The organism is Pseudoalteromonas sp. MTN2-4, from assembly GCF_042848605.1.
Taxonomy (GTDB): domain Bacteria; phylum Pseudomonadota; class Gammaproteobacteria; order Enterobacterales; family Alteromonadaceae; genus Pseudoalteromonas.
The window spans coordinates 14,598-31,463 of the sequence record NZ_BTGK01000006.1 but is presented as its reverse complement, the minus strand read 5'-3'; the positions used below and the strand labels follow the sequence as shown (position 1 = coordinate 31,463).

The following is a 16,866-nucleotide window of genomic DNA, read 5'->3' as shown; positions in this document are numbered from 1 at the left end:
TTGTACGCTTAATGTGTATATTCAACACTTTATAAAATAATAAAATTTTATGTTTGAATCTTATGCACGTGAAGCTTCCTGCCTAGAATTTAGAAGAAATGCGACCCACATTGCTTTGTGTGCTAAAAAGCATAAATAGTCGAGCAATATTTTTGTTTGAATTTTTTTGAATTGCTAAATCTTGATGAGGATGATCTAAGACTAAGCTTCCTTTGTATATATGCAGCCCCAACTAGCGCGCACAATTAAAGCATTTGTGACTTCTTTTATCAAGCACAAACTATTGCTACTTCGTTCAGGTTTTCAGCGTTTTTTCAAAAGCAAATACAGTTTAAAAATCAGCAAAAAATTTGGGGAAGTGTAAAGGTAAGATCATCATACTTTCGGACAGTCGAACTGTCTTTGTAACAAAAAACAGCGCAGACTCGTTTTTATACCATTGAAAAATAAATGGTAAATTCAAAAACAAAGTAAAACAGGCGTATAAATACTATACGCCACTTTCAACCTTTGATTTATAGAAATTAAAAGCTGTAAACCAAAGTTAAAGATGTTTCAGTATCTGTGCTTTTTTTGTTGGCATCTACTTCTGAGTTGTGCGTGATGTTATAAGCAAATTTCATCTGTAATGAGCCGTTGATTTTCGTCAATAGTGCTGATTCAGAAACCGTTTTTGTATTGGTATCACCATATTCAACTGAGACTAATTGAGTGAAGCGCGCGTTGTCTGAGATTTGCCAGTTATAATCCAACTTAGCAACACCAATCGCTTCATTTTCTGTCACAGTTGGAAGACGCACACCATTTTCGTCAAACTTCTTTTGCTCTTCAAAACGTTTAATACCAGGACCGATTTCGGCATTTAAGTACATATTGCTTTGATTAAGCAAACGAAGGCCGTAACCAATTGATAATACAGCTTCATTTCGGTATGCACCAAAGTAATCTGAGTCATACGAACCATAGACGAATAAATGGCTATGATCTTCATTTAACTTATAGTTACCTTGTGCCGATGCTGAATACTTTTCATTGGTACGTTTTTTCTCACGCTCACCCGCATCATTATCAATTTCATCTTCTTTATAGATGCCACTTAGTTTGTACTCGTTGTTCCAGTTTTCTAAGTGATGCTTTGCTTTGATGCCACCTTTAAGTGTTGTCGTTGATGTGTTACCACTGGTAATAATGGCACCTACTTCACTTGTTACATCCCATGTTTTCTGCTTTTTCGCTTCTTCTGCGAAACTTTGAAAAGAGGTTGCTGCAATAACGCAAAGAGATAAAAGTTTTAATTTCATTTATAGATTACCCTGTAATTAATCTTTATGTAGGTGAACATCCATTTGTGGATATGGGATAGCAATATTTGCTTCGTCTAAAGCGATTTTAATGTTTTCGATTAGGTCGAAATAAGTTGGCCAATATTCTGAAGTATTTACCCAAGGCCTTACAACAAAGTTTACGCTTGAATCAGCTAATTCAGAAACAGCAACAGTATAAGCTGGATCTTTTAATATACGAGACTCTTTGTCTAACACACTCTTTAGTACTTCTTTTGCTTGGCGAAGATCCGCGTCGTAACTCACACCGATAACTAAATCGATACGGCGAGTTTTTTGGCGAGAATAATTAACAATCGCACCACCCATAATTGCTGAGTTAGGCATGATGATGACTTTATTATCTGGAGTGCGTAATTCTGTCGCAAATATCTCTATACGTTCAACGCTACCTGCTTTGCCGCCAGCCTCAATATAATCACCAGACTTGAACGGGCGAAGAATGATAATTAACACACCTGAAGCAAAATTTGATAGGGAGCCTTGAAGTGCCAAACCTACGGCTAAGCCTGCAGCACCTAAGATGGCAACGAAAGATGTTGTTTCGATACCAACTTGCGATAAGGCCATTAATACCGTCGCAGCGAATACCAGTGCATAAACAATATTTGAGATAAAGCCAGCAACTGCTTTATCAATTTTTCTCTTTGCAAATGCTTTCTCGGTTAAATTACCAAAGAACTTAGCGACCTTTAATCCTAATAGTAGGATTACGATGGCTAAAATGCCTTGCAAAATATAGTGAGTAATTAGATCTGAATTTTCGTTGATCCAGTTGATTAGAACGTCCATGCACTCTCCTTAATTTTTTGATGAGTGATTTAACGCATTATACATGCTGAATATGAACTTATCCTTTATTAAAAAATACTTTTTCATTAAATTTAAATAAATTCGAATTTCTGCTTTGCAAGCCGAGTTTTTTTATGTATTATGCGCGCCACACCAAACAAGGTGGTATTGCGGCGGCTGTAGCTCAGTTGGTAGAGCCCTGGATTGTGATTCCGGTTGTCGTGGGTTCGAGCCCCATCAGTCGCCCCATCTTCTCTTCTGTGTTTTCATATCTGAATTTTATTTTAAATTTTTAGTCTTTATCTTTATTCATTTTAAACGTTATTAAAGTATTACACTGCTCTTCTTGTCTCCATAAGTGACCACCTTCAAGCGTACACTCTAAATAAACAATGCTGTTTTAGAATCTAAAAGCGCTTCTTTACTTGTATTTAAATAATAAATCGGTTGTAGCTTACTAAAACAGTTAATATTGTCGCCATACATGACGACCTACATTAAAAATACATCCTTTGATTTTTATCGATAATTTAAATATAAGCGTTGAAAATAATACCTAAGAGCCAAGCTTATTCTGAGCAAACACCATCAATTCATCAACCGGCATAGGCTTACCGAGTAAGAAGCCTTGAATTTCATCACAGCCCATTTGCTGTAAACGCTCTAATTGAACTTGCGTTTCAACGCCTTCGGCAATGGTTTTTAAACCAAGATTTTTACCAAGTGATACGATTAATTCAGCAATCGCGCCAGTATCACTGTCAGGAATGTCTTTAATGAAAGCTCTGTCGATTTTGAGACGAGATAAAGGCAATTTTTGCAAATAGCTTAATGAAGAAAAACCCGTGCCAAAGTCATCTATAGCCACTTCAATACCATAACGTTTTAACTCGTCTAACGTATCAATGACACTTCCTATTTCATCCATTACCACACTTTCAGTGACTTCAAGCTCTATTTTGCTACTTGGCACCTGATATTGCTCTAGTGTATTCATCACTGTTTTAGCGTAATCAGGCGTCTTAAATTGAGGCACCGACACGTTTACAGCAATACAAATATCCAGCCCTAATTGAGCAAAACGTTTTTGCTGCTGACAAGCTTGCTCGAGCACCCATTGCCCTATTTCAACAATCAAACCTGAGCTTTCAGCCAGTGGCACAAAAATACCAGGAGAAATATAGCGCCCATTCCCCGATGGCCAGCGTAATAACGCTTCACAACCTATAATTTGCTGCGTTTTCAGAGAAAATTGTGGCTGGTACCAGACTTCTAATTTGTGTTGCTCAAAGTCACTTCTTAATTGCCTGATCAAACCTAAACGCCATGCCATTTTTTCTTCTAAGTCTGATGTATACCAATCAAAAACCTTGTGACTCTGCTTTGCTTGGTTAAGCGCTATATACCCTTTCTTTAAGGTTTCTAGACCTGTGTCACTGAAGTCTTCACATTTACATAAGCCAATATGAAAGTGAATAGACAATAAATGCTCTTTTAACTGATAAGGAATAGTTAGGGCATCAACGAGTAACTCTTCATTCAAAGAGCTGGTCGGTAGTAAAAATGCAAAAACATCAGCGCCAATTCTAGCTAAGGCTTTTGCGTTAGGAATATCTTGCTCTAAGCGATGCATCACAGCCATCAATAACTGATTTCCTACTTCTTGTCCTAAGCCATTATTGATATCTGAGAACTGAGCAATGTCTAACAAAATTAAAGATAAGCCGTCGTCATAAGGGGGTTTCTCTAAGTGCTCTACAAAGCTAGTGCGATTTGCTAGCTTTGTTAAGGGATCTTTATATGCAACTTCTCTGATCTGGCTGAATAGCTTAATATTATCTAAACCCACACTGACGTTGGCTAAGAATATCTCCGCAAATTGAATTTGCCGCGGCATTGGAGGCAATGCTAATTCTATAAAAATCGCCGCTTGTTCATTATTTTTTTCAAGGAATAACGTGAGGTCATGTTCTGTTTGTTGATGACATTGCTGCTCAATGCAAGTTTTGACCTGCATAATCGCACGGCCATTATCGAGTTGCTCAACACCTTGCCCTATAAACTCATGATATTGCGTTGTGCCACCTAACAAAACCAATGAATTAGTACCTGAAACTTGAGCACACACAAAGCCATTGGCGTCATTCGCTAAAATATTAGCTAACTGCATCACCACAGCCTGACTAAAGCCACTAATGTTGTTGTGCCCTAAAATCGCATTGGAGGCACTTAAAATATTCGTTAATCCTTCACTTTGAGCTTCTAACTCACATATCTGTTGAAAAGAACGCAAAGCGGTCATTAATGACGTCACTAGCTTACTTCGCGTAAGCTCTGTTTTCATTTTATAGTCATTGATGTCGTATTCACGAATAACCTGTTCTTCAGGTGCATGACCTGGCTGACCTGTTCTTAGAATAATTCGAACATTATGATTATCGAGATCGTCTCGAACTTTTTTGACAACTTTAAGACCAGCATCGTCTGACTCCATCACCACATCAAGCAGTAATAAGCATATTTCTGGATGCTGGATTAACTCGTTAATCGCCTCTTCACCCGAATAAGCATGATGAAAGCGCAACGCCTTGCCCCAAAACTCAACGCCAGATAAAGCAAGTTTAGTCACAGAGTGTATTTCAGGATCATCGTCAACAACCAGAATATCCCAAAAGCCCTGTGGCTCGTTATTTTCTGGTGTATCATCTTCATGATCTAAAAACAAAAAGTCATCTTGCTCAGACGCCATTCAAATTCCTTCAACTTCTACCGCTTGAGTTAAAGTTTTATTATTTTTAATAAAACGTAAATGAAGTGGGTATGTTCGCTTGCTTTAAGGTATATCTTAATTGTTAGCTGAGGTAAACCCTAATGACTTCAACATCAATTGCTTAATTGCAACTTATTTATTTAGGTCATTGAATTAGTATAGACTATCTTATCGAAATAAAAGTAAAACCAGCCAATATCATTCTAGGAGTGCAGTTATTTCTATTCGTGCCAAAACGTTAAAGTTTAGCTTACTAACCATGGTGCTTGTGCTTCTGGTACTGGTGTTTTTACCACGGCATTTTAGTATTCAGCAAACAAGTGACCTCAAGGGCTCTGATAAACAAGTAAGGCCTCTCTTATTTGACTTGAAACACTGGCCTCAGCTTATGGCGTGGGATAAGTTCAGTTCAAAGCTCAGTATTGATATTTCATCTCCAAGCAATACTTTAGGCGCAAATGTATTTTTACAAACCTCGAGTGCCAATATTGAGGTTACTATTACTGAAGTATCTCAAAGCCACCTACAGTATTCTATCTTGGTCAATAATGAACATGCATTGCTTGGAAACGTAAGCCTCATTCACAATGAGCATACATTAACTATCAACCACTCATTGACAGGCACCATTCACTCTACGGTCAGTGGGGGGGTTATTGTTTTATATATTCGTTCAATGGCCGATAAGATGTTTACTTCCAGTGTGAATAATTTACGTTCACATATTCAACTTGCTGATAAGGACATGCAATGACGGTAAAGAAGGCGAACTCTAAAGCAAATCTCGCTTTGCTGATTGAAGAAAAGCTTGGTTACCCAATGGTAAAGAAGGCTTCTTTTAAAAAAACGTCTGACCAATCTGAATACTCAGCACAAGGTAAACGCACCGTCGAGTACTCTGTACAATCGAATAACTCAGCACTCAAACGCGCACTAAAAAGGCAGCAACTACAAAAAATACAGCGACAAATTAACATTGAAGCCATTATGGCTGGCGCCATAAGTTTGTGCCCTGATGTGATCAGTAAAGGTCGTCCTGATCCCGACTGGCTCGAACATTTTATTGCTCTTGCTGAAGATATTACCAACCAGGCTATGCAAACTTTATGGGCTAAGATTTTAGTGGGTGAAACCCTATCTCCTGGTACATTTTCAATAAAAAGCCTACAAACACTTAAACAAATGACCCAAAAAGAAGCCAACGCATTGCAAAGGTGTGCACCTTTATGTGGTTTTGTTGAACATGAAGGCAGCTACCTTATTATGCTGGGCTACTATAAAAAACCGTCTTTCTTTGACCTTTTACGTAAAGGAAATAAAGAATCTATTAATTTAGCCCACTCAGGTTTGAGCTTTCCCAATATTCTCACCTTGATGGATATTGGTTTGATGTACAGAAAAGAAATAGAGTCCCCGAGCCTAAAGCAAGGGCAGAGTATTAGTTTAAGTTTTCAAGGTCAAAAGTTAACATTGACAGCCAAGAGCAATGAGTTGGTCTTAAGTTATTACAAACTGACTCAAACAGGGGAAGAACTAAAACGCCTGATCACCGCACCGTTAAATAAGCAGTATAAGCAATTGTTAGAGCAAGCGATGCAGGAAGAGTTTACTTGTGAGTGGAGTTAGTTTTAGAGCAGTAAGCAGTGAGCAGTGAGCAGTAGGCAAATGATCATTTGCTCGTTGAGGGTCAAAGTATAATTTTAAAGCTCGCTATAAATAACGGCTTATACAACACTAAGTTCTATCATCTGTAGGTGTGCTTTAGTGCAACAAAATTTTTAAATTGACGCCATAAATAACGTCCTACAAACTACAAATAGAGCACTCCATTGCGGCGGCTAAAATTGCTCATTTCACCTTGCGCAAAAGTAACCTTGCTTCGCAGTGTATATTTTGCACGATTGTAGGCGCTGGCTTTATGTCACTCACAAAAAAGCGCGGGGTAAACCCGCGCCTATATATATTCACATACTGTGACTCGCTAGCTTTTAACTCACCAGCTCGTTACTTTTAGCTTTCAAACTTTAGAAGTGAACCTGAATACCCGCAAATGGACCCGAAGTTTCTAGGTCAGTGCTGATGTCATCTACGTCATCTAATTCAATGATAAATGAACGGTAACCTGCACGGATCGCTACATCAACAGCTAGGTTGTCAATCACTTCCCAAGCAATACCCACTTGGTAATCTTGAACTTTACTATCGTCGATTGCCAATAAATTACCTTCAGCAAAAACGCTCAGACCAGTTAGTGGTAAGCCGACTTCACCACGTAAATAACCTAGTGGAATTGGTGCAGAGAAATCAATTGTCTCAGTTCTCTTTGAACCTTCAACTATACCCGTAACTGTGGCATCACCATCAAAATGCTTAACTGTTACACCAAAATCAAGTGACACTAAGTCGTTGTCAAACAGTTCGTAGTACAAAGTGTAATCCATGTGACTGAAATCAGTCATTAGATCCGCCCTAGAATTAACGGTGAAGTTTTGACCATTGAACTCAAATGTTTCATTCAGCGTTGTGTTACCTTCAAGCTCTAATTGAGTATACTTAAGCTTAATGTTTGGAATTAATGGCACCGGGTGCTCGAACGCCGCATAGTAGCTTGAGAATGTCTTATCTTCAAAGTTGAAGTTTTCTGCCTGACCTTTACCAGCAAAACTACCTGAGTTTTCACTCTGCCAGCCGTCAGCCCCTACGTATAAACCTAACAACATATCTGCTTTTGCAACTGGTGCTAAGAAAGCCATTGATAATGCTGCAGCTAAACAGTACTTTTTCATTTTTTATCCTTGCGCTAGAAGTTCACTGAGTTCAATAAGAGCTGCATTTGCTCTTGATATATAGTTTGCCATTACCAGCGAGTGGTTAGCAACAAAACCAAAGCCATTACCGTTTAAAATCATTGGACTCCACACGGTTTCTTGCGTTGACTCAAGCTCGCGAATAATTTGCTGTAAACTAACTTTAGCATTCTTTTTCTCAAGTACATCAGCAAAATCATGCTCTACCGCTTTTAAAAAGTGCAATAGTGCCCAAGTTGCGCCGCGCGACTCATAAAAAACATCGTCAATTTTCCACCATGATGTTTTCACCACATGATGGCTAGGCGCACTGGTCGCTTGGTTTGCAGCTGAATCACCAGCGAGATCTGTATTAACTCTATCTTGCCCTACACTAGCGCTTAATCTTTGACTTAAGCTGCCCAAACGTTTTTCAGCTTCTTTTAACCAGCCACGCAAATTATCTGCACGCGCATAAAACTGGCTCTCTCTATCTTGAGGGTTCGCAATTTGTGCGCGGTACAGCTTTAACTGCTCGATTCCCACTTGATACTCGCCTTCTGCACTTGGCCAGATCCAGGCTGTTGAGCTGATGTTAAATTGTGGCTGAGCTTTTTTAAGTGCTGGGTGTTCTGTAGATTGAGATTGAGAGCGGCTGAAGTCTTTTCGCATCGACAAAGCCAAATCACGCACCATTTCAAGGACACCATATTCCCACGCTGGCATATTATCCATTAACACACTCGGTGGCATTTTATCATTTGATAAATATCCACCTGGCTTATTTAGTAAGGTTTCACTCACTTCAATAAGCGCTGTTGACGTAACATAACCTGGTACTAATTTAACTTGTTGCTGCTCAGCAGTTTGCTTTGCTTTTTCAACGACATTGAATGCTGCTGGTTCAAAACTCCAGTAAACCGCGATTAAATAGCCGATTACAAATAAACCAGCCAACCCGCCTGCAATTTTTCCTAAATGCTGTTGCATAAACCCTCCTTAATGGTGGTTATGATGAGATTTTTTTGGCTTTTCAAAAGTATCTTTCAAAGATACGACTTCTACAAAACTATACAACCTGTCGCCGTTATCAAAATATAACGTCAACTTGCGCTTTTCACCGACTTTTAATGTATGCTCTGGCTCAAAAGCCATTAAATGAAAACCACCCGGTTGAAACACTACTTGCTGATTCGCAGGCAATTCAACTGACTCGACTTTTTGCATGCGCATCATGCCATTCTTGTGCACATGTTCATGGATCTCAACACGTCCAATTCCACGAATAGTCGCTTTCTTCAGAAAAACCGATTTATCCATCGGGTTATGAATAGTGAAATAAGCTGCAGTTGATTTTGCCGCCGGTAAGAATGTACGAATTTGAGCACCTGTCACCATGAGTTCTTTTTGTACGTGACTATGGTCGTGACTGTGGCCTTCATGTGCCTGCGATAAACCAGAAAATAATAGTGCCGCCGCCAGAGAAAGGGTTCTTAATAACATGCTTATTCCTTTGAAAAAAGTTTAACTTGCAACATCATAGCATGAAAAATCAAGAAACCCTTTGATCTGGTAGAGATCTAATATGCTGGAGATTCTTCCTTAAGTAACCAAGCTAATCCAACTAACATAATTAATGGCAGAGCAATAAAGATGGAATTAAATAATAATGCTAACACTAGCCCAATGAGCACAACTAACACCAATCCAATTACTCCGACACTCACAAGTGCCACCAGCGCGATCACAGCAATAATGCCAGCTAAAAGCGCGAATAGCTCGATGCCGACCCAGCTTATTTCCCAAATAAATTCAGGCATCGCAAAGAACATAACAGGTGTTTGAACCCAGCTTAATGCGCTAATAAATAGTAATGCTGCTAATAAAATCAATGCTGTTTTCATAATTACCTCCTACGTCTTTACAGCTTAATATCTAGCAATTACTGCTTTGGCCACAGTACAGCGCATAATCCGTATGCCATCACCGTCATCATTGGGAACTTTAAAAATACCAACAAAGTTAATACTCGAGTTAGCCATACTGGTAAATCAAAACGTTCTGCTAGCCCAGCACATACTCCTGCAATTTTCTTTCTCGCTAAAATACGACGACATGTTTTCGTTGTTTGTTGCATATTCATAACCTTACTCCTGAAAAATTAGGGAGGCGCCTCGTTGCGCCGAGCCTGTCAAAACGAATTAATACCTAGCAAACTTTTGCTTACTGCGCAGAAGTTGATGCTTCTGAAGCCTGCTTACCTGTCACTTTTTGCTTCAGTGCAGCAAGCTCTTCACTCAGCTTTTCGTCTTGCTCCATTTGTTTGAATTCTTGATAAACATCATTTTTACCAATATCGTAGCTTTCAACTTGTGCTTCGATACGCTCTACTTTCTGTTCTAGTTGTGAAAAGCGTGCGCAAACATTTTGTACTTCTTCACTATTTAACATGCTACGTACTTTTAATCTTGCTACTGCACTATTTTGTGCTCTGTAAAATTGCTGCTGTTTTGCTTTTACCTCAGCAATTTTATTACTTAGCCTAGCGGCATCTTCATTCAGCTTGTGCAGCGCGTCTTCTAATTGTGCTGCTTGCTTTTGGTTATCTTCCTGAGCATCTACAAGCTTTTGCTTTTCGATAAGTGCCGCTTTTGCTAAATCATCACGACTTTTACTTACCGCTAGCTCTGCTTGCTGCTGCCAACGTTCGATTCCTTGAGTTAGGTCATCATGCTGACGAGATAAGCCTTTTTGCTCTGCGATGATCTGTGCAGCAGTTGAACGACACTCAGCCAAGGCATCTTGTAACTCACTCTCAATCTGCGCAGTCATTTTTTGTGGATCTTCTGCTTTGTCTAAAAACGCATTAATTTCTGATTTAATAAGATCTTCAATTCTGTCGATTAAGGCCATGTTCTGCTCCTATGCATTTGGCAATTGGGTTACTAGAGCTATTCCAATCTTTGTGCCAAAAGGTAAAATCAAATAAAAACAAGCACTTAATATTTTTCAGGAGTTTTTACAGAAGAGACAAACTTCATGATTTCGTTAAATAAACTAAAAAGTAGTCAATTTAGTTAACATGAGAATTGTTCGCGGATTATTGTCGGGCTAAAGCCACGACCTATAGGTGAGGCCCATCACGATATTTTTGTAGGTCATCGTTTACGGCGACAATCTAACAACAGAGAAATCCATATATGTAGGCTCGGGTTTACTCCGCGCACTTTAGCGGGACATAAAATCATCGCCTACAATCGTGCAAAATATACGTTGCGAAGCAAGATTACTTTTGCACAAAGTGAAATGAGCAATTTTAGCCGCCGCAATGGAGTGCTCTATTTGTAGTTTTGTAGGTCGTCGTTTACGGCGACAATCCAACAACAGAAACACTGAAATATGTAGGCGCGGGTTTACCCCGCGTATTTTTACACGAGACTAAGAGTCATCGCATATGAAAACAAAGAAGCCGCTTAGGTAAGCGGCTTCAAAGGCATTTTTAAACTCTAAAAATTTACAGTTCAGGCACGAACGTCAGTGCTTTTTCCATTACCTCAATACCAGAACCTTTTTTATGTCCATTCTCTGATAAGTGACGTCGATACCCTCGCGCACCCGGTTGGTTTTGGAAAATACCTAACATGTGGCGAGCAATGTGCCAGAAGTTCGCCCCCTCGCTCATTTGTGCTTCAAAGTAATCATACATGCTGCGAACCACTTCATGGCGCGTTTGTGTAAACGCTTCACCACCGTACAGCAACTCATCAACCTGCGATAACATAAATGGGTTGCTGTAAGCTTCACGACCGACCATCACCCCATCAATATTCGTTAAGTGATGCTGACATTCCTCAATGGTTTTAACGCCACCATTAATACTGATGTGTAAATCTGGGTAATCTTTTTTCAACTGATAAACACGTGGATAATCAAGCGGTGGGATCTCACGGTTTTCTTTTGGACTTAACCCCTGCAACCAAGCCTTACGCGCATGGATGATAAAGTCATCACAACCCACATCTTTAACCGCTTCGATCAGCGTGGTTAAAAACTCGTAACTATCTTGCTCATCAATACCAATACGTGTTTTTACCGTCACCGGCACATTAGTTTGCGCTTTCATCGCAGCAACACACTCAGCCACTAGCTGCGGCTCAGCCATTAAACACGCACCAAAGCGGCCGTTTTGTACACGATCAGATGGGCAGCCTACATTTAGGTTGATCTCGCTATACCCATATTCATCGGCTTTCTTCGCACACTTTGCCAATGCTTCAGGATCTGAGCCCCCTAGCTGCAGCGCCACAGGTAATTCATGCTCACCAAACGCCAAATAATCCCCTTTACCAAATAAAATGGCACCGGTCGTGATCATTTCTGTATACAGCACCGCATGTTTAGACAATTTTCTATGGAAAGTTCTGCAATGACGGTCTGTCCAATCCAGCATAGGTGCAACAGAAAAACGGCGGTCTAGTGCTTGAGTCGTCACAAATTACCTCTAACTATATGATCTTAATGCAAAGCATTTCACAGCTTTGATTGTTTAAGGTTTGAATTAGGCATAGCCTAAAATTAGCAGCAAATTATACCATTCATTAATAGATATAAAAACGGCCACATAATGTGACCGTTTGAGAATATATGACATGGCTAGAATAAAAACATTAATACCCGTTCGGGTTATTACTTTGCCAGCGCCACGTGTCTTCCATCATTTCCTCGATACCGCGCTCTGCTTGCCAACCTAGCTCATTTAGTGCTTTTTCTGGCGCAGCATAACACGCTGCGATGTCACCAGGACGACGCGGTTTAACTTCGTATGGTACTGGTTTGTTGGCTGCTTTCTCAAAAGCGGTGACCATTTCGAATACCGAATAGCCGTTACCTGTACCCAGGTTGTAGATATGTGCGCCTGCTTCTGCGTTGATTTTATTCAAAGCTTTTAAGTGGCCGATAGCTAAATCAACGACGTGGATATAGTCACGAACACCAGTACCGTCTTTGGTATCGTAGTCATCACCAAAAACACCGAGTTGCGCTAATTTACCTACCGCTACCTGTGAAATGTAAGGTAGTAAGTTATTAGGAATACCATTTGGATCTTCACCAATGCGGCCAGATTTATGCGCGCCGACAGGGTTGAAGTAGCGTAAAATTGCAAACGCCCAACGTGGGTCGGATTTGGCAACATCTTGCAGTACCATTTCAACCATCAACTTAGACGTACCGTATGGGTTAGTTGTGCCACCCACCGGGAAGTCCTCACGAATAGGTAGGCTTGCAGGGTCGCCATAAACCGTTGCTGACGAGCTAAAGACTAACTTAAACACGCCTGCATCACGCATGGCATCAAGTAAGCTGAGCGTACCCTGTACGTTATTTTGATAGTACTCTATTGGCTTTTGAACCGACTCACCCACCGCTTTTAAACCAGCAAAATGAATAACTTGTTCAATACTATGTTGAACGAATACTGAATCTAAGAATGCTTTATCTAAAATATCACCTTGGTAAAAACTAACTTCTTTACCTGTAATCTCAGCAACACGCTTCAATGATTCTGGCGATGAATTACTTAAGTTATCGACAACAATCACTTCGTCGCCTTGATTTAGTAGCTCTAAAACCGTGTGAGAACCAATATAACCCGCTCCACCTGTTACTAAAATTGCCATCACTAGCCCTTAAAATGTTTATCCTAAAAGTTTGTATTAAGTGTAACTAACATCAAAAAAGATTGCTGTGAGAATTACAATTTTTGACAAACAAATGCCATTTTGCCTTGTTTGTAACTTAATCGGGTAATTTGCGAATCACAATACGAAGTAAAGTTATGCCACTGAGACACTTGTTTAGGCTGCTCAATATTGCGTGTATAAATACGGTTATCAATGGCATAAGCAACGGTATCTGAATCAATCCAGGTGTAATCTCGTACTTGCTTTGGCATCACAAAGTGTTGCTTAACTTGCTGCGTTTTAGGTGAGAAAGTCGCAAACCAATGCTGGTTACCTTCTTGATATGTAAACGAGTAAAGCGAACGTTTTTCGTTATACGCCAAACTCCTGCCAATATCACCCGCAACTACTTTCGGTAAATGACCGGTTAAATCTGTGTATTGCAGTGTATGTGGCTCACCTAGGATAAACATCACTAAATCTTCAGTTTTACCCCATGCGTGATAACCAATCGGTTCAATATGGTCAAAAATGCGTTTTGGTGCTTGGCTTTTATCGAATGGATAAAACCATAGCTTCTGTTTACCATCAGCTTCAACAACAATGCTAGATAAACCCGCTTCATGAGGATATAACGTCGGTGAGTACTCAGAAACCGGCGAGTTAGTTAAATTCTCAGCGCTGGCTTTACTAAAATCATAAAAAAATAAGTCCATCTGGCTTTTATCACCGTCACCGACTGATTGCGTATAATAGATGCCATCTTCTGTCACTAAGGGTTGATTGTGGTAACCCTTTGCACCCGTGATTGGTTTCACCTTAATGCCATTTTCAAGTTCTGTCGCCAAATAAATCTGGCTACTAGGGAACGTATTTGCAAATACTGAACCGGTGAAAACTAAGCTACAACTGACAGCTAAAGCCATTTTTTTATACATGGAAATCCCTTAATTGGTCATGCTTTTTTATTGCTCTTTTTAGCAAATAAGCCTCGTAATACCTCTATCATAACGAGGCTTTCGCATTTCACCAAAAACAAAACACAACCATAGCACTCTAAGAGCACTGAATTTGAAATGCTTGCTATCTCTTAACCTTCAGGTAACATCAAACAGGTAAATCACTTATTTGCGCTTATAAAAAACTACATCAGCAGGTTAATATGTCTCAAAAACACCCGATCATTGCGATAACAGGTAGCTCAGGTGCTGGCACTACCACTACCACCAATGCGATTAAACATATTTTCCGCAGCCTTGAGACGAATGCTGCTTTTGTAGAGGGCGATAGTTTTCATCGTTTCACTCGCCCAGAAATGGACAAGCTAAAGCGAGAAGCGCTTCAAGAAGGCAAACACATCAGTTACTTTGGCCAGGAGGCCAATGACTTTGCGGGTCTTGAAACCTTGTTTGCTGAATATGGTGAGCATGGCACAGGTAAACTAAGGCGCTATTTACACACCTTTGATGAAGCCGTGCCTTATAACCAACTCCCCGGCACCTTCACCCCCTATCAAGATTTAGAGCCTAACTCTGACATGCTCTTTTACGAAGGCTTACATGGTGGTGTAGTAACTGATGAACATGACGTTGCTAAGCATGTTGATTTACTGATCGGCATGGTGCCTATTGTTAACCTTGAGTGGATCCAAAAAATGATACGCGATACTAATGAGCGCGGCCATTCTCGTGAAGCTGTGATGACCTCAATTGTTCGAAGTATGGATGATTACATTACCCATATTACGCCACAGTTTTCTCGCACACACATTAATTTTCAGCGCGTACCAACCGTTGATACCTCAAACCCATTTAGCGCGAAAGACATTCCTTCTCTCGATGAAAGCTTTGTGGTTATTCGCTTTCGTGGTATCGATAACGTGGACTTTCCTTATTACTTGCAAATGATAGATGGCAGCTTTATGTCTCGAGTCAATACTTTGGTTGTTCCAGGAGGAAAGATGGGTCTCGCGATGGAGCTTGTATTAACCCCGCTGATAAAAGATCTGCTGGTAAAAAAACGGGCGCTGGAGAATATGGCTCCGGTTGATTTACCCATTTAGAGATCAATACAACGATTAATTATTTCTAACATTTAAAACATAGTTAAGTCGCTCATAAAACATTAGACTAGTTGCTCAACTGATAAAAGGAGCACGGGATAATGCCTTCTTTAAAAATACTTGTTGGCTCACAAAATCCGGTCAAAGTGGCCGCTGCCAAAGAAATTTTCACACAGTACTTTCCTGAGCACACACTTGATTGCCAAGGTATGCATGCCCCAAGTGGCGTGCCCGATCAGCCTTTAGGGGAAGACGATACTCGCATCGGTGCTGAAAACCGCGTTAAACATCTTATAAAACATCATCAGGCAGATTTTTACTGTGCAATGGAAGGTGGTGCAAATCAGTTTAGCTACGGCCCCGCCACCTTTGCTTTTGTGGTTATTTCAGATGGTAAACAAATCAGCATTGGTCGTAGTTGCAACTTGCCTCTACCACAATCGGTTTATAATAAATTACTGGCGGGTGAGGAGTTGGGCCATGTGATGGATGATTTATTCAATACCGAAAACATCAAACAAAAAGGCGGTGCAATTGGTTTACTAACCAATCATCTAGCAACGCGCGAAAGTAGCTATACACAGGCTTTATTACTTGCGATGGCGCCATTTAATCACCCTGAACTCTACAATAAGTGATAGCACGATGCAGTACACACATATTTTATTTGATGCAGACGAAACTCTATTTAGCTTTAACGCCTATCTAGGTTTGAAAACCATGTTATTAAACTATGGTATTGAATTCAGTGAGCAAGATTATCAAGGATATAAAGACGATAACGCAGCGCTTTGGGTGCAATATCAAAATGGTGAGATTAATGCTGAAACGTTGCAAGTCACTCGCTTCACAAAACTAGCGGCAGAGCTCAACGTCAAACCACAAGACTTAAACGACGCATTTTTGGATGCCATGGCAGAGATCTGTCAGCCATTGCTAGGCGCTAAAGCCCTGCTTGAATCACTGCATGGCAAAGTGAAACTTGGGATCATCACCAATGGTTTTACCAAATTGCAGCAAAAACGTTTAGCACATACCGGCTTTGCTGATTACTTTGAGGCTTTGATCATTTCTGAGCAAATAGGCAAGGCAAAGCCGGCTCCTGAACCTTTCGCCGCGGCATTAGCAAAGCTGGGTAATCCAGATAAAAGTAAGGTGCTGATGGTAGGTGATACCTTAGAAAGCGATGTGTTAGGTGCAAATCGTTTTGGCATTGATAGCTGTTGGCTACAACACGCGTGTGTTGAGGGTAAAGACGGGATTAAGCCAACTTATACGGTTAGTTCTTTGTATGAATTGGCAGAGTTATTAGCTGATAAAATTGCTGCGTAGGTAAAAATTTAAACATTGCGCGATATAAAATCGCGCCTACAAATCCACAGCTGAAAACTATCTGTAAGCTTGCCTTATGCCACGTACAGAAACATGAGCT

The 16,866-nt window shown here is 40.2% G+C and carries 17 protein-coding genes and 1 tRNA gene; 6 read left to right on the top strand and 12 right to left on the bottom strand.

Annotation, left to right across the window (positions count from 1 at the left end; genetic code table 11):
- Window positions 1–524: 524 nt before the first annotated feature.
- Both ACGHEH_RS14575 and ACGHEH_RS14570 read right to left on the bottom strand, forming a co-directional pair.
- Window positions 525–1,301, bottom strand: a complete 777-nt coding sequence (locus ACGHEH_RS14575) for a YdiY family protein (protein WP_390446561.1) — start codon at window positions 1,299–1,301, stop codon at window positions 525–527.
- 18 nt (window positions 1,302–1,319) lie between these two features.
- Window positions 1,320–2,135 (bottom strand): mechanosensitive ion channel family protein, encoded by an 816-nt coding sequence (locus ACGHEH_RS14570; protein ID WP_390446559.1) that lies wholly within the window; start codon window positions 2,133–2,135, stop codon window positions 1,320–1,322.
- Window positions 2,136–2,308: 173 nt separating this feature from the next.
- On the opposite strand from ACGHEH_RS14570, the gene ACGHEH_RS14565 reads away from it, so the two are divergent.
- A tRNA-His gene (locus ACGHEH_RS14565) sits at window positions 2,309–2,384 on the top strand.
- Window positions 2,385–2,691: 307 nt separating this feature from the next.
- Here the strand turns inward: ACGHEH_RS14565 and ACGHEH_RS14560 are convergent.
- Window positions 2,692–4,884 carry an EAL domain-containing protein gene (locus tag ACGHEH_RS14560; protein ID WP_390446557.1) on the bottom strand — a complete coding sequence of 731 codons (2,193 nt, stop codon included), beginning with the start codon at window positions 4,882–4,884 and terminating at the stop codon, window positions 2,692–2,694.
- 388 nt (window positions 4,885–5,272) lie between these two features.
- On the opposite strand from ACGHEH_RS14560, the gene ACGHEH_RS14555 reads away from it, so the two are divergent.
- The gene (locus ACGHEH_RS14555) at window positions 5,273–5,659 is read left to right on the top strand and encodes a hypothetical protein (RefSeq protein WP_390446555.1); all 387 of its coding nucleotides are present in this window, start codon (window positions 5,273–5,275) and stop codon (window positions 5,657–5,659) included.
- Window positions 5,656–6,531 carry a TIGR03899 family protein gene (locus ACGHEH_RS14550; protein WP_390446553.1) on the top strand — a complete coding sequence of 292 codons (876 nt, stop codon included), beginning with the start codon at window positions 5,656–5,658 and terminating at the stop codon, window positions 6,529–6,531. Before ACGHEH_RS14555 ends, ACGHEH_RS14550 begins: the two co-directional genes overlap by 4 nt.
- Window positions 6,532–6,929: 398 nt before the next feature.
- Here the strand turns inward: ACGHEH_RS14550 and ACGHEH_RS14545 are convergent, their stop codons facing one another.
- The 9 genes from ACGHEH_RS14545 to ACGHEH_RS14505 all read right to left on the bottom strand — a co-directional run bounded on the left by ACGHEH_RS14545 (window position 6,930) and on the right by ACGHEH_RS14505 (window position 14,310).
- The gene (locus ACGHEH_RS14545) at window positions 6,930–7,691 is read right to left on the bottom strand and encodes a TIGR04219 family outer membrane beta-barrel protein (protein WP_390446552.1); all 762 of its coding nucleotides are present in this window, start codon (window positions 7,689–7,691) and stop codon (window positions 6,930–6,932) included.
- Between the two features lie 3 nt (window positions 7,692–7,694).
- Window positions 7,695–8,681: a DUF2333 family protein gene (locus tag ACGHEH_RS14540; protein ID WP_390446550.1), complete on the bottom strand. Its 987-nt coding sequence runs from the start codon at window positions 8,679–8,681 to the stop codon at window positions 7,695–7,697.
- A gap of 9 nt (window positions 8,682–8,690) precedes the next feature.
- Window positions 8,691–9,194 carry a copper chaperone PCu(A)C gene (locus ACGHEH_RS14535; RefSeq protein ID WP_390446548.1) on the bottom strand — a complete coding sequence of 168 codons (504 nt, stop codon included), beginning with the start codon at window positions 9,192–9,194 and terminating at the stop codon, window positions 8,691–8,693.
- A 77-nt stretch (window positions 9,195–9,271) separates the two neighbouring features.
- Window positions 9,272–9,595, bottom strand: a complete 324-nt coding sequence (locus ACGHEH_RS14530; RefSeq protein ID WP_390446546.1) for a hypothetical protein — start codon at window positions 9,593–9,595, stop codon at window positions 9,272–9,274.
- Window positions 9,596–9,633: 38 nt separating this feature from the next.
- Complete coding sequence (locus ACGHEH_RS14525; RefSeq protein ID WP_390446544.1) at window positions 9,634–9,834, bottom strand: PspC domain-containing protein; 201 nt, start codon at window positions 9,832–9,834, stop codon at window positions 9,634–9,636.
- Between the two features lie 80 nt (window positions 9,835–9,914).
- The gene (locus ACGHEH_RS14520; protein WP_390446542.1) at window positions 9,915–10,604 is read right to left on the bottom strand and encodes a PspA/IM30 family protein; all 690 of its coding nucleotides are present in this window, start codon (window positions 10,602–10,604) and stop codon (window positions 9,915–9,917) included.
- Between the two features lie 601 nt (window positions 10,605–11,205).
- Window positions 11,206–12,183, bottom strand: a complete 978-nt coding sequence (dusA, locus tag ACGHEH_RS14515) for a tRNA dihydrouridine(20/20a) synthase DusA (RefSeq protein WP_390446540.1) — start codon at window positions 12,181–12,183, stop codon at window positions 11,206–11,208.
- 175 nt (window positions 12,184–12,358) lie between these two features.
- On the bottom strand, window positions 12,359–13,369 hold the full coding sequence (gene galE / locus ACGHEH_RS14510) for a UDP-glucose 4-epimerase GalE (RefSeq protein ID WP_390446538.1): 1,011 nt from the start codon (window positions 13,367–13,369) through the stop codon (window positions 12,359–12,361).
- Window positions 13,370–13,443: 74 nt separating this feature from the next.
- Window positions 13,444–14,310 carry a hypothetical protein gene (locus tag ACGHEH_RS14505; protein WP_390446536.1) on the bottom strand — a complete coding sequence of 289 codons (867 nt, stop codon included), beginning with the start codon at window positions 14,308–14,310 and terminating at the stop codon, window positions 13,444–13,446.
- A gap of 224 nt (window positions 14,311–14,534) precedes the next feature.
- Between ACGHEH_RS14505 and ACGHEH_RS14500 the strand changes: the two genes are divergently transcribed.
- The 3 genes from ACGHEH_RS14500 (at window position 14,535) to yjjG (ending at window position 16,766) form a co-directional block, all read left to right on the top strand.
- On the top strand, window positions 14,535–15,434 hold the full coding sequence (locus ACGHEH_RS14500) for a phosphoribulokinase (RefSeq protein WP_390446534.1): 900 nt from the start codon (window positions 14,535–14,537) through the stop codon (window positions 15,432–15,434).
- A gap of 101 nt (window positions 15,435–15,535) precedes the next feature.
- Entirely contained in the window at window positions 15,536–16,072 is a 537-nt protein-coding gene (gene yjjX / locus ACGHEH_RS14495) for an inosine/xanthosine triphosphatase (protein ID WP_390446532.1), read from the top strand.
- Between the two features lie 7 nt (window positions 16,073–16,079).
- Entirely contained in the window at window positions 16,080–16,766 is a 687-nt protein-coding gene (gene yjjG / locus ACGHEH_RS14490) for a pyrimidine 5'-nucleotidase (RefSeq protein WP_390446530.1), read from the top strand.
- Window positions 16,767–16,866 lie beyond the last annotated feature (100 nt).

What these genes read in the sequence shown, in the direction of transcription:
- ACGHEH_RS14505 (WP_390446536.1), bottom strand. Translation starts at nt 14,310, where the DNA reads ATGTATAAAAAAATGGCTTTAGCTGTCAGTTGTAGCTTAGTTTTCACC.
- ACGHEH_RS14530 (WP_390446546.1), bottom strand. Translation starts at nt 9,595, where the DNA reads ATGAAAACAGCATTGATTTTATTAGCAGCATTACTATTTATTAGCGCA.
- ACGHEH_RS14525 (WP_390446544.1), bottom strand. Translation starts at nt 9,834, where the DNA reads ATGAATATGCAACAAACAACGAAAACATGTCGTCGTATTTTAGCGAGA.
- ACGHEH_RS14575 (WP_390446561.1), bottom strand. Translation starts at nt 1,301, where the DNA reads ATGAAATTAAAACTTTTATCTCTTTGCGTTATTGCAGCAACCTCTTTT.
- galE (WP_390446538.1), bottom strand. Translation starts at nt 13,369, where the DNA reads ATGGCAATTTTAGTAACAGGTGGAGCGGGTTATATTGGTTCTCACACG.
- yjjG (WP_390446530.1), top strand. Translation starts at nt 16,080, where the DNA reads ATGCAGTACACACATATTTTATTTGATGCAGACGAAACTCTATTTAGC.
- ACGHEH_RS14570 (WP_390446559.1), bottom strand. Translation starts at nt 2,135, where the DNA reads ATGGACGTTCTAATCAACTGGATCAACGAAAATTCAGATCTAATTACT.
- ACGHEH_RS14560 (WP_390446557.1), bottom strand. Translation starts at nt 4,884, where the DNA reads ATGGCGTCTGAGCAAGATGACTTTTTGTTTTTAGATCATGAAGATGAT.
- ACGHEH_RS14540 (WP_390446550.1), bottom strand. Translation starts at nt 8,681, where the DNA reads ATGCAACAGCATTTAGGAAAAATTGCAGGCGGGTTGGCTGGTTTATTT.
- ACGHEH_RS14550 (WP_390446553.1), top strand. Translation starts at nt 5,656, where the DNA reads ATGACGGTAAAGAAGGCGAACTCTAAAGCAAATCTCGCTTTGCTGATT.
- ACGHEH_RS14545 (WP_390446552.1), bottom strand. Translation starts at nt 7,691, where the DNA reads ATGAAAAAGTACTGTTTAGCTGCAGCATTATCAATGGCTTTCTTAGCA.
- ACGHEH_RS14535 (WP_390446548.1), bottom strand. Translation starts at nt 9,194, where the DNA reads ATGTTATTAAGAACCCTTTCTCTGGCGGCGGCACTATTATTTTCTGGT.
- yjjX (WP_390446532.1), top strand. Translation starts at nt 15,536, where the DNA reads ATGCCTTCTTTAAAAATACTTGTTGGCTCACAAAATCCGGTCAAAGTG.
- ACGHEH_RS14520 (WP_390446542.1), bottom strand. Translation starts at nt 10,604, where the DNA reads ATGGCCTTAATCGACAGAATTGAAGATCTTATTAAATCAGAAATTAAT.
- ACGHEH_RS14500 (WP_390446534.1), top strand. Translation starts at nt 14,535, where the DNA reads ATGTCTCAAAAACACCCGATCATTGCGATAACAGGTAGCTCAGGTGCT.